This window comes from Affinirhizobium lemnae (assembly GCF_022968395.1).
Taxonomy (GTDB): domain Bacteria; phylum Pseudomonadota; class Alphaproteobacteria; order Rhizobiales; family Rhizobiaceae; genus Neorhizobium; species Neorhizobium lemnae.
Genome location: NZ_JALJQZ010000002.1, coordinates 98,204 through 110,336 on the forward strand (window position 1 = coordinate 98,204; position 12,133 = coordinate 110,336).

The 12,133-nt window shown below is 59.0% G+C and carries 11 protein-coding genes; 6 read left to right on the forward strand and 5 right to left on the reverse strand.

Annotation, left to right across the window (positions count from 1 at the left end):
• The first annotated feature begins 149 nt into the window (after positions 1-149).
• The 5 genes from MUU53_RS01790 to ppa all read left to right on the forward strand — a co-directional run bounded on the left by MUU53_RS01790 (position 150) and on the right by ppa (position 7,263).
• Complete coding sequence (locus tag MUU53_RS01790) at positions 150-2,243, forward strand: M3 family metallopeptidase (protein WP_247259336.1); 2,094 nt, start codon at positions 150-152, stop codon at positions 2,241-2,243.
• Positions 2,244-2,403: 160 nt separating this feature from the next.
• Positions 2,404-3,984, forward strand: coding sequence for an alkaline phosphatase D family protein (locus tag MUU53_RS01795; RefSeq protein ID WP_247259337.1), 1,581 nt, complete (start codon positions 2,404-2,406; stop codon positions 3,982-3,984).
• 144 nt (positions 3,985-4,128) lie between these two features.
• Positions 4,129-5,949 (forward strand): translational GTPase TypA, encoded by a 1,821-nt coding sequence (gene typA / locus MUU53_RS01800; protein ID WP_247259338.1) that lies wholly within the window; start codon positions 4,129-4,131, stop codon positions 5,947-5,949.
• 171 nt (positions 5,950-6,120) lie between these two features.
• A complete protein-coding gene (locus MUU53_RS01805) occupies positions 6,121-6,627 on the forward strand; it encodes a GNAT family N-acetyltransferase (protein ID WP_062556122.1) in 507 nt (168 codons plus the stop codon).
• Positions 6,628-6,729: 102 nt separating this feature from the next.
• Positions 6,730-7,263: an inorganic diphosphatase gene (gene ppa, locus MUU53_RS01810; protein ID WP_062556121.1), complete on the forward strand. Its 534-nt coding sequence runs from the start codon at positions 6,730-6,732 to the stop codon at positions 7,261-7,263.
• On the opposite strand, the gene MUU53_RS01815 is transcribed toward ppa, so the two are convergent.
• Entirely contained in the window at positions 7,264-7,587 is a 324-nt protein-coding gene (locus MUU53_RS01815) for a DUF167 family protein (RefSeq protein WP_247259339.1), read from the reverse strand.
• The gene (locus tag MUU53_RS01820; protein WP_062556119.1) at positions 7,584-7,877 is read right to left on the reverse strand and encodes a YggT family protein; all 294 of its coding nucleotides are present in this window, start codon (positions 7,875-7,877) and stop codon (positions 7,584-7,586) included. Before MUU53_RS01820 ends, MUU53_RS01815 begins: the two co-directional genes overlap by 4 nt.
• A 135-nt stretch (positions 7,878-8,012) precedes the next feature.
• On the opposite strand from MUU53_RS01820, the gene MUU53_RS01825 reads away from it, so the two are divergent.
• Complete coding sequence (locus MUU53_RS01825; RefSeq protein ID WP_247259340.1) at positions 8,013-9,251, forward strand: MFS transporter; 1,239 nt, start codon at positions 8,013-8,015, stop codon at positions 9,249-9,251.
• Positions 9,252-9,254: 3 nt separating this feature from the next.
• Here MUU53_RS01825 and MUU53_RS01830 read toward each other — a convergent pair whose 3' ends face one another.
• Genes MUU53_RS01830 through MUU53_RS01840 form a run of 3 tightly spaced genes read right to left on the reverse strand, consistent with a single transcriptional unit; the run spans position 9,255 to position 12,131 of the window.
• A complete protein-coding gene (locus MUU53_RS01830) occupies positions 9,255-10,016 on the reverse strand; it encodes a glutamine amidotransferase (protein ID WP_247259341.1) in 762 nt (253 codons plus the stop codon).
• A 13-nt stretch (positions 10,017-10,029) separates the two neighbouring features.
• Positions 10,030-10,506 carry a tellurite resistance TerB family protein gene (locus tag MUU53_RS01835; RefSeq protein WP_247259450.1) on the reverse strand — a complete coding sequence of 159 codons (477 nt, stop codon included), beginning with the start codon at positions 10,504-10,506 and terminating at the stop codon, positions 10,030-10,032.
• 8 nt (positions 10,507-10,514) lie between these two features.
• Entirely contained in the window at positions 10,515-12,131 is a 1,617-nt protein-coding gene (locus tag MUU53_RS01840) for a heme biosynthesis protein HemY (protein WP_247259342.1), read from the reverse strand.
• Positions 12,132-12,133: the final 2 nt, after the last annotated feature.

Consider the following 12,133-nt stretch of genomic DNA (forward strand, 5'->3'; position numbering starts at 1 on the left):
TTGGATAGTATGCCGCACACTAGCGCCAGTTACGAATCGGTCAACTGTCAATAATTAGTTAATATTTCTTCTATTCCTTGTTGTTTCGCTTCCCAGAATCGCCATTTTGGCGAGGATGATGGCATGCTTCACAAGAAGGAAATCGATCGATGACTATGGCTTCGCAAATCAACCCGGCTCTTGTCGAATGGAGCGGTCCGAACGGTCTGCCACGCTTCGAGAGTGTGCGGGACGAAGACTTCGGACAGGCCTTCGATGCTGCGTTGAAACTGCATGATGCTGAAATTGATTCGATCGCAAACAATACAGAGGCGGCGAGTTTCTCGAATACAATCACGGCGCTTGAGATTGCGGGTGACGAGCTGTCGCGCGTATCGGCGCTGTTCTGGAACCGCGCAGGCGCTCATACCAATGATGCGATCCAGGCCCTGGAGCGGGAGATCGCGCCGAAAATGTCCCGGCATTATTCGCGCATCGCCATGAACGAGGCCCTGTTTCGCCGTGTCGACAGCCTGTGGGAAAAGCGCCAGGAGCTTGGCCTGACCGTCGAGGAAGTACGGGTCCTGGAACGCCACTGGAAGGGTTTCGTACGCGCCGGTGCAAAGCTTTCGCGCGAACAGCAGGAGCGTCTGGCTTCCATCAACGAGACGTTGGCGGGCCTTGGCGCGCAGTTCGGCCAGAATGTTCTGGGTGACGAGAAGGACTGGTCGCTGGTTCTGACCGAGGAGCAGGATCTGGCCGGTCTTCCGGGCTTCCTGAAGGATGCGATGTCGGCTGCCGCCCGCGAGCGCAGCGCGCCTGAAGGTGCCTATGCGGTAACGCTGTCGCGTTCGATTATCGAGCCATTCCTGACGTTTTCCAGCCGCCGCGACCTTCGCGAGAAGGCGTTTCATGCCTGGGTGAAGCGTGGCGAGAATGGTGGCGAGCGGGATAATGTCGCTATCGTCCGGCAGGTGCTGGCGCTGCGGCTCGAAAAGGCCAAGCTGCTGGGCTACGAGAATTTCGCCGCCTACAAGCTGGATGATACAATGGCGAAGACACCCGCCAATGTGAACAATCTTCTCATGAAGGTGTGGGCCAAGGCGCGCTCCAAGGCTTCAGAAGAAGAGGCATCGCTGCAGGGTCTGATGGCGGAAGATGGCATCAACGGGAAGGTTCAGCCCTGGGACTGGCGCTATTATGCGGAGAAGCTGCGCGAGCGTATGTTCGATTTTTCCGAGTCGGAACTGAAGCCCTATCTGCAGCTCGAAAAGATCATCGAAGCCTGCTTTGACGTTGCGCATCGCCTGTTCGGTATCACCATCACCGAAACGAAGGGCATTGCCGCCTATCATCCAGACGTGCGAGTCTTCGAGGTTCGCGATGCGGAGGGAACACTGAAGGCGATGTTCCTGGGCGATTATTTCGCGCGTTCCTCCAAGCGCTCGGGTGCCTGGATGAGTTCGTTCCAGAGCCAGCACAAGCTGCCTCTGAAGAACGGTGCCGAGGGCGAACTGCCGATCATCTATAATGTCTGCAATTTTGCGAAACCCGCGCCCGGAAAGCCCGCGCTTCTTTCGCTGGATGATGCGCGCACATTGTTCCACGAATTCGGCCACGGTCTCCATGGCATGCTGTCGGACGTGACCTATCCTTCCGTTTCGGGCACGGGTGTCTCGCGCGATTTCGTCGAGCTTCCATCGCAGCTCTACGAACACTGGCTGACGGTACCGGAAATTCTCACCCGCTATGCCGTTCATTACGAGACCGGTGAACCCATGCCAAAGGCGCTGCTGGACAAGGTGCTGGCGGCTCGCACCTTCAATGCCGGGTTCAATACGGTAGAATTCACCTCGTCGGCCCTGGTGGACATGGCCTTCCATACGCGTGGGGCGGTAGACGATCCGATGAAGGTGCAGGCTCAGATTCTTTCGGACATCGGCATGCCGTCCTCGATCGTCATGCGCCATGCGACGCCGCACTTCCAGCATGTCTTTTCTGGCGACGGCTATTCGGCTGGCTACTATTCCTACATGTGGTCGGAAGTGCTGGATGCGGATGCCTTTGCGGCCTTCGAGGAGACAGGCAATGCGTTTGATCCCGTCATGGCGCGCAAGCTGAAGAACAACATCTATTCCGTTGGCGGCTCCATCGATCCGGAAGAGGCTTACAAGGCATTCCGCGGCAAGCTTCCGGATCCCGAGGCCATGCTGAAGAAGAAGGGCCTTGCCATGGTGGGAGAACTTTCCGGCAGCGACGCCTGACGGTTTGAGGCTGCGCTTCCGTGGCGGCATTTCTGGCCGTCACGGAAACATCAACAAACCTTCATTTAGGCATGATGAATCTGACACGTGCGCATGGTGGGTTCCGGTCAGCGAGTTTTCGCACCGACCGCTTTCACCGATCAAATTCCAGGAGAGTTTCATGCGCAACACACTCGGACAGGTGTCACGCCGTTCCTTCCTCGTTTCCACAGCTGCAACCGGGCTTGTCGCAGGCTCAGGTCTCGCTGTTCCGTTCTATGCCCGTAGCGCCGATCGCCCGACCTTCACCCATGGCGTACAATCGGGTGATGTCGATGTGTCATCCGGCATGATCTGGACGCGTGTCGATCGCCCGTCGCGCATCATGATGGAATATTCCACCACCGAGAGCTTCAAGAACTCGGTGCGACTTGCGCCAATGGACGCGCTGGCCGAAACGGATTTTGCAGTCAAACGTCTGCTTGCCGACCTGCCGTCCGATCAGGACATTTTCTATCGTTTCGTTGCAGCCGACCTTGCTCACATAAACAGCGTCTCCGAGCCGATCACCGGACGTTTCCGCACGGCGCCGTCTTCGCGCCGTTCCGTGCGCTTCGTCTGGTCGGGCGATACGGCCGGTCAGGGCTGGGGTATCGACGAAACGGGCATGAAGACCTATGCGACGATGGCGCGGCATCAGCCGGATTTCTTCATCCATTCGGGCGATACGATCTATGCCGATGGCCCGATGAAGGACGAGGTCGCCTTCAAGGACGGGACCACCTGGAAAAACACGGTGCTGATCGACGAAAAGCGCAAGGTGGCAGAGACGCTGGACGAATACCGTGCCCAGTGGAAATACAATATGATGGACCGGCATGTGCGGGAGCTTTCCGCCGTCTGTCCGACCTTCTACCAGTGGGACGATCATGAAGTCGTCAACAACTGGTCCTCCAGCAAGAACCTGATGGCGGATGACCGCTACAAGGAAAAATCGGTTTCCCTGCTGACGGCGCGCGCCGCCCGTGCTTTCCACGAAATGTCGCCGATCCGCTATACGCCCGCCGAACCGGGCAGGGTCTATCGCAAGATTGCCTATGGTCCGCTGGTTGATGTCTTCTTCCTCGATATGCGCAGCTATCGCGGTTCGAACCACGACGGCATGGAGACGGAGCAGACGCCGGAATCGCGCATTCTGGGCGAGCAACAGGTGGCCTGGCTGAAGCAGGAGCTTTCCGCTTCCAAAGCGACATGGAAAATCATTGCTGCGGACATGCCGCTCGGTGTCATCGTCTGGGATGATTTTGCCAACCGGAAGGGTACGGAAGCGGTTGCCCAGGGTGACAATGGCGCGCCGAAGGGCCGCGAACTGGAGATCGCCGATCTGCTCCGCTTCATCAAGACGGCGGGGATTTCCAACACCGTGTGGCTGACGGCGGATGTGCACTACACCGCCGCGCATTACTACAATCCCGACAAGGCGAAGTTCCAGGATTTCGAACCCTTCTGGGAATTCATTTCCGGTCCGTTGCATGCGGGAACATTCGGCCCGAACGACCTCGACATGACGTTCGGTCCTGAGCTGAAGTTCATCAAGGCACCGACCGCCGAACAGGGACAGAACCTGCCGCCATCCGCCGGTCTGCAGTTTTTTGGCCTTGTGGACGTGGACGGCCAGACCGAGCAATTGACCGTGCGGTTGATGGATCGTGACGACGTGGAACTCTACAAGGTGACGCTCGATCCGGTTCGCAGGGCATGATTTAGCGGGCGGACGGGCCGGAATTAACTGTTCCGGTCCCGCCCCCTTTCGCGTTTGCGAAAAACAGGCTATGAGCGCGCCAACGAAAATTGGCGCGTTCTCATTATTGATGGTTCAAGCGCCGCAGCTTCAGAGATTTTTGATATGGCACTACGCAACATCGCGATCATCGCGCACGTTGACCATGGGAAAACGACCCTCGTCGACGAACTCCTGAAACAGTCGGGCTCCTTCCGTGAAAACCAGCGCGTTGCCGAACGCGTGATGGACAGCAACGACCTGGAAAAAGAGCGCGGCATCACGATTCTTGCCAAGGCGACCTCCGTCGAGTGGAAGGGTGTTCGCATCAACATCGTCGACACCCCCGGCCACGCCGACTTTGGCGGTGAAGTCGAGCGTATTCTCTCGATGGTGGACGGCGCGATCGTGCTGGTCGACAGCTCCGAAGGCCCGATGCCGCAGACGAAGTTCGTCGTTTCCAAGGCTCTGAAGGTTGGTCTTCGTCCGATCGTGGCGATCAACAAGATCGACCGTCCGGATGGCCGCCATGAGGAAGTCATCAACGAAGTGTTCGACCTGTTCGCCAACCTGGACGCAACGGACGAGCAGCTCGACTTCCCGATTCTCTACGGTTCGGGCCGCGATGGCTGGATGAACTTCAATCCGGAAGGCCCGAAGGATGAGGGCCTCGCACCGCTTCTCGATCTCGTGCTGAAGCACGTGCCGGAGCCGACCGTCGAAGAAGGTCCGTTCCGCATGATCGGCACGATCCTGGAAGCCAACAACTTCCTCGGCCGTATCATCACCGGCCGTATCGCGTCCGGTTCCATCAAGCCGAACCAGGCGGTGAAGGTTCTGGGTCAGGACGGCAAGACGATCGAAACCGGTCGCATCTCCAAGATTCTGGCCTTCCGTGGTATCGAGCGCACGGCAATCGACGAAGCCCATGCGGGCGATATCGTCGCCATCGCCGGTCTTTCCAAGGGAACGGTTGCCGACACGTTCTGCGATCCGTCGGTCACGGAAGCCATGACGGCCCAGCCAATCGATCCGCCGACCGTCACCATGTCCTTCATCGTCAACGACAGCCCGCTGGCTGGCACGGAAGGCGACAAGGTGACGAGCCGCGTCATCCGCGACCGTCTGTTGAAGGAAGCCGAAGGCAACGTCGCCCTGAAGATCGAAGAAGCCGAAGGCAAGGATTCCTTCTTCGTGTCCGGCCGCGGCGAATTGCAGCTCGCCGTTCTCATCGAAACCATGCGTCGCGAAGGCTTCGAACTGGCCGTGTCGCGTCCGCGCGTCGTCATGCACAAGGACGAAGCGACCGGTGAAACGATGGAGCCGATCGAAGAAGTCGTTATCGACGTCGACGAAGAGCATTCCGGCGTGGTCGTGCAGAAGATGTCCGAGCGCAAGGCCGAAATGACCGAACTGCGCCCCTCCGGCGGCAACCGCATCCGCCTGAAATTCCTGGCACCGACCCGTGGTCTTATCGGCTACCAGTCGGAACTGCTGACGGATACCCGCGGTACCGCGATCATGAACCGCCTGTTCCACAGCTACCAGCCGTTCAAGGGCGCCATTGCTGGCCGCAACAACGGTGTTCTTCTGTCGAACGGTTCCGGTGAAGCGGTTGCCTACGCCATGTTCAACCTGGAAGATCGCGGCCCGATGATCATCGAGCCGGGTGAAAAAGTGTATCAGGGCATGATCATCGGCATTCACTCCCGCGACAACGATCTGGAAGTGAACGTGCTGAAGGGCAAGCAGCTGACCAACATCCGCGCTGCCGGCAAGGACGAAGCCGTCAAGCTCACGCCGCCGATCCGCATGACGCTGGACCGCGCGCTGTCCTGGATCCAGGACGACGAGCTGATGGAAGTGACGCCGAAGTCGATCCGTCTGCGCAAGATGTATCTCGACCCGAACGATCGCAAGCGTTTCGAGAAGCAGAAGATCGCCTGATCGATTTCGACAGGTTTGAATTGTGGAAGGGCTTCGGTATCAACCGGAGCCCTTTTTCGTGGGCAGTGGTCGCTCCCGTCTTGTGGGGACGGTTAAGAATGCGTTAACTTCATGGGGCACGGATGATGCGTGCGGCGCACCTGGAATGCGTCAGAATGAGTGAGCACGGTCATGAAGACACTAACCATTGACGTCCGACGCGCAGAACCCAACGATGCGACAGCGGTTTCCGAGGTTCACCGGGAAGCGTGGTCCCAGGCCTATGCAGGCCTCATTCCGCACAGGCAATTGACGGAGATGCTGGAGCGTCGCGGTGAAGCCTGGTGGCGTCGGGCGACACGGGGACCGGCAACGCTACTGGTGCTGGACGTTGCAGGTACGATTGCAGGCTATGCAACGGTTGGTCTCAATCGCGCACGGGCACTGCCGCAGGACGGTGAAATCTACGAGATCTATCTGCGTCCTGAGTTTCAGGGTATCGGCATGGGCCGCAAGCTGTTTGGCGAATCCTGCCGTCTTCTGCGCTCGCTGGGCTGCAAGGGTCTCGTGGTCTGGTGCCTTGAAGATAGCGAGCATGCCGTGCGTTTCTTCCGTCGGCACGGAGGCCAGGATATGGTCGAAGGCATGGAAGGTTTCGGCGAGGTGAACCTGCGAAAGCTGGGCTTCGTCTGGTCCTGACACTGCAGCGGTTCAAAGCCGCTTCTTCGCACATGGTCGTGTTGCAATGCGGCGGTTTTCCCAGTATCGAGGCGTCACTATTCAACGCACTCGGGGAGAACCATGCGTATCGATGCGATCAAGATCGGCAAGAACCCGCCGGACGACGTGAATGTCATCGTAGAAGTGCCAGTCGGCGGCCATCCTATCAAGTATGAGATGGACAAGGATGCAGGCGCTTTGATCGTTGACCGCTTCCTCTACACCCCGATGACCTATCCGGGGAACTACGGTTTCGTGCCGCATACGTTGTCTGAAGATGGCGATCCGGTCGACGTTCTCATCTGCAACACTCGCCCGCTGATCCCGGGCTGCGTGATCAATGTTCGCCCGATCGGCGTCATGATCATGGAAGACGATGGCGGCAAGGATGAGAAGATCATTGCCGTGCCGGTGCCGAAGCTGACCCGCCGTTATGACAAGATCGAGAACTACACCGATCTGCCGGAAATCACGCTGAAGCAGATCGAACACTTCTTCGAGCACTACAAGGATCTGGAGCCCGGCAAGTGGGTGAAGATCGGTGGCTGGCAGGATGTGACGGTTGCCAAGCGGCTGATCGTCGAAGCGATCGAGCGTTACAACGCACAGAAGTGATCAGTCAGCCAGAAGGCTCTTGATCTTGCTTTGCAAATCCTCCGGGTCGCCTTCGATCCGAAGGATTTTTTTGCGCGCTGTTTCGCCGGAAATGAATGAGATCGAGGTTTTTGGAACACGAAGCCATTTGGCAAGCAGCTGGACCAGCGCCTTGTTGGCCTTGCCATCTTCCGGGACCGAAGTCACGCGGGCGAGCAGCCAGCACTCGCCACCATCGCCGGTCTCTCGCCCCTCGACGGCATCGCGTGAGGCATTGGGCGTCAGCCTCACACTCAGACGAATGTGGTCAGCATAGGCGCTGACCGGATGGCCTGCCTCTCTCACCGAATGAACATCGGAGCGATGGATGTCCAGAGCAGCGAGCGGAGGAAGAAGATGATGAGCAGCAGGATCACCGGCGAGATGTCGATACCGCCGAGGTTCGGCATGAAGCGACGAATGGGACGCAGAGCCGGTTCGGTCAGGTTATACAGCATCGTTCCGATGGTATTGACGACCTGATTGCTCGAATTGATGACGTTGAACGCAAACAGCCACGAGAAGATGGCACTGAGGATCAGGACCCAGGTATAAAGGTTCAAAGCCAGATCGATGGTCTGAAACAGCGCGAGCATTCATATCTCCATTTCTCGGTTGACAGACATTTAGCTATTGACGACTTAAGCCACAAGGGCTGACCCTCGGCCCATTGCGAATCATAGTGAACGGCGTTCCGTTTCTGTCGGGAGCGTTGCGAAAGCCAAGCATCCATGTCCATTACCGCCTCAGCTGATCGCTTTGCCGCATTCCGGCATTCCGCCTATGCGCGCTTCTTCTTTTCGCGCTTCTTGGCAGCCTTTGCGATCCAGATCGTCAGCGTATCCGTCGGCTGGCAGATGTATGATGTGACCGGCAATGCTCTCTATCTCGGGCTCATCGGCCTGTTCCAGTTCTTGCCGTCGCTTTTGCTGATCCTCGTAACGGGCTCCGTGGCAGATCGCTACAACAGACGCGCCATCGTCGCGATCTGCCTCGGGATTGGTGGTTTGTGCACGGCGGCCTTGCTGGGCTTGACCCTGACGCACAGCTTCTCGCCCTGGCCTGTTTTCGGGATCCTGGTGGTGTTCGGTATAGAGCGCGCCTTCATGGGGCCTGCGGTGCAGTCGCTCGCGCCGAACCTTGTGCCGGAGGCGGACCTGCCCAATGCTGTTGCCTGGAACTCTTCCTCCTGGCAGACGGCCTCGATCCTTGGGCCTGTCGCCGGTGGCCTGCTGTACGGTGTCAGCCCGGTTGCCGCCTACAGCGTCGCTCTCTTCTTCATGGCAGCGGGAATGGTGTTGATCATCAGCATCCCGAAGCCGAACCAGCGCACGGCGTCGAAGGCGGTCAGCTGGAACACGATCCTTGCAGGTTTCCGCTTCATCTTCAGCGAAAAGGTGGTGCTGGGGGCGATATCGCTCGATCTGTTTGCGGTTCTCCTGGGCGGTGCTGTTGCTCTCATGCCAGTGTTCGCCCGGGATATTCTGGCGCTCGGACCCTGGGGTCTAGGCTTGCTGCGCGCAGCTCCCGGCATCGGGGCGCTTGTGGTCGCCGTGCTTCTGGCTGCCTACCCAATCCGCCACCATGCCGGCCTGCTGATGTTTGTCGGCGTCGGACTGTTCGGGGCAGGGACCATTGTATTCGGTCTGTCGCAAGTCGCCTGGCTCTCGATCGCTGCGCTGATGCTGATGGGTGCGTCGGACATGATCTCAGTCTATGTGCGTGAGAGCCTCATCATGCTGTGGACGCCGGATGAGGTGCGCGGCCGGGTGAACGCCGTGAACATGGTCTTTGTCGGTGCCTCAAACGAGCTTGGCGAATTCCGTGCGGGCACAATGGCGCATTTGATCGGCGCTGTCCCGGCGGTCGTGGTCGGCGGTTTCGGAACTCTCGCGGTCGCCGTTATCTGGGCGCTTGGTTTCCCGAAACTGCGCCGGATCGATAATCTCGATGCTCCGAGCGATCGGTAGCGCCTACACGTTTTCCAGTTTTGGTTTGATTGAGCGGGATGCCTCAAAAGCGGGCTTATCGAAGACCAGATCGAGAAAATTCCAGAGCCATGCGCGTAAGGGTGCATCGAAGATCATCCGGCCTTCCAGATGCTCCCGGCCTTGCTGCGCATTGGGCATGGTGAATCGCGATGCGCCGCGCACCACCCAGCTGTGCATCATGGCCCGTGTCAGTTCTGCGTGGAACTGGACGCCCCAGGCGTTTTCGCCATAGCGGATGGCCTGATGCGGATAGGCATCGCCCTCTGCCAGAAGCTTGACCCCGCGTGGGACATCGAAACCTTCTCGATGAAAATGGTATACCATGGATGGCCAGTCCATCAGCAGACGGCCATGCGCTGTGGGGCGGATGGGATACCAGCCGATCTCGGTCATGCCTTCCCGGTCCGGACCAACATGTCCGCCCAGGTTTTTCACCATCATCTGCGCGCCGAGACAGATGCCGAGATAGGGCTTGTTTTCTTTCAGGGGAACAGAGATCCAGTCGATCTCAGTCTTTACAAAAGGTTCCGGATCGTTGGCGCTCATCGGGCCGCCGAAGATGACCGCGCCTGCGTGGGCGGCCAAGGTATGAGGCAGCGGATCGCCAAGAACTGGCCGGCGAATGTCGAGAGTGTAGCCCTTTTCCGTCAGCATCTGGCCGACGCGACCGGGAGAAGAGCGTTCCTGATGCAGAACGACGAGAATGGGTTGCTTTTCAGTTCGACGGTCAGGCACCATCAGCATGGAATACGAATCCTCAATCTCCTCCCGCGTCTCTCCCAACAGTTCTAGCGGCAACCTTCTGCCGCTCCGTTACTCTATCCCGCGCGGAGACCCCCAGAAGATCGGCAATACGCCAGATCACATGGTCCTCCATCTCGCTGCGCTCGCCATCGGCATAGACCAGATCCCAGAGGGCTCCGATCAGTGCGACGCATTCGTCGGGATTTAGATGTCGCTTAAGATCGGAGGTAAAACGATAATAGTCAACCGCTTCCGACCCTGCGGAGCGCCCTGCCTCCATCAGGCTATCGAGATGCGACTTGTCCAGCTGGTAGCGTTCGCGCAGCATATCTTCCAGGCGCAGTTTCTCCTTGTCTGAAATGGAGCCATCGGCCTCCATCACCTGGAAGCAGAGGGCTGCGAAGGCCACACGCGGATCGTCTGGAGAATAGGCATCCTCCGGACGCCCAACCCCGAGTTCCTGAAAAAATTCCTGAATTCGCTCGAACATCAGCATGGTCAAAACAGCCGCAGTCTGGTTGCGCTTGAAGTGGAAGCCGTCTCATCCTTGACGCCCGGGTCATCTGGCGGACGACCGTTGAACGGATCCGGCGCCTTTACCTCTTCCACGGGTTGGGTCGAGGGTTTTGAATGGGCGGGACTTGCGGCGGAAGGCTGGATGACCTCCAGTTTGACCGGCTTTTGTGGTGCTGGCTTGATGGCTGAAGATACCGTCGACGGTTCGGATTCGGGTGTCTGCTCCCCGTTGCTCGATTCAGCAATGACCGGCGGAAGGTTTGCGATGGCCGTTTCGGCTGTGACCGTGCCTTCCTCAACCGGGCCTTCGAGTTGTCCGAAGGGACGCTTCCATTCGAACGCATCAAGCCGTCCGGTTACGGGCGAGACCGGCAGCCAATGATCCGATACAAAACCATCTGCCACCCAGGCCTGGTCGCGCGGGGCGCGAACCGCCTGCGCCATCCAATGGCGAATGCGGCCCTGATCACCGGTTTCTGCATCCTCGATATCGGCCAGAAGCAGATAGATGCCTTCTCTCGGATCCATGCGAAGTGCTGCTTGCGCCTTCTCACGGGCAAGTTTGAAATCCTGTTTGTCCAGCGCGGCTTGCGCCATGATCAGAAGCGATTCCGGGTTGTTGGGTTTGAGCTTCTCCAGCCGCTCGGCGCGCAACATGCGATCCGCCGCACTGTCGCCGGGACGGGCGCGGAGATAGAGCATGCCCACATCCGGGTGGGGTTGGTGTTTCCAGAGACCCTCAAGGACATTTGCAGCCTTGCGCAGATTGTCTTCCCGCAGATAAGCCTTGGCGGCGATAATGCCCGCCGGAACAAGATCCTTCGCGAGCTTCAAAGCAGCATTTGCATCGTCTTTTGCCCCCTTGGGGTCGCCTTCAAGACGCTCTGTCGCCTGCGCCGTCAGGAGCACGGCCTTCAGACGGTCTGCCCGCTTGCGCTCGATGACATTGGCCACCTTCTGCTGGTCGAGCAGACGAATGGCCTCCTCCCATCGGGCAGACTGCGAGCGGTATTCGAGGGTCGCCTCAGCGGCCCAGGGCAGATAGGGGGCATTCTCGACGGCTGCTTCGGCGTATTGCCGCGCCGCCTCGTTGGCGCCCAACCGACGTGCTTCCATGTAAAGGCCGCGCAGGCCCAGTTCCCGCGTCTCGGGATCATCGGCCATTCGCTCGAACTTCTCACGGGCTTCCTCGTGACGACCCTCGATGAGCGCCGTCTGTGCTTCCAGCAGGTGAATGAGCGGCTCCTGATCCGCCCGCAGCAGGCCACGGGCGCGAGCGGTCATCTTGCGCGCCAGAAGGGCGTTGCCAGCACCGGCGGCAATGAGGCCGGTCGAGAGCGCCTGATAGCCACGATCCCGCTTACGGGCGCGGAAGAAGCGGCGCACCGAATGCGGAGAGGTCCAGATGGTCTGGATCAGCCACCAGACGAACATCACCGCGCCGATCAGCGCAACCAGCGCCGTGGCGGCAACCATGATGCTGGTTTCGATCAACTGGTCCTGCCAGGTGATGGCAATCAGGCCGGGGCGATCTGCCAGCCAGGAAAAGCCCCAACCGAGGGCAAGAGTAACGATCGCGAAGATAAACAGACGGATCATTC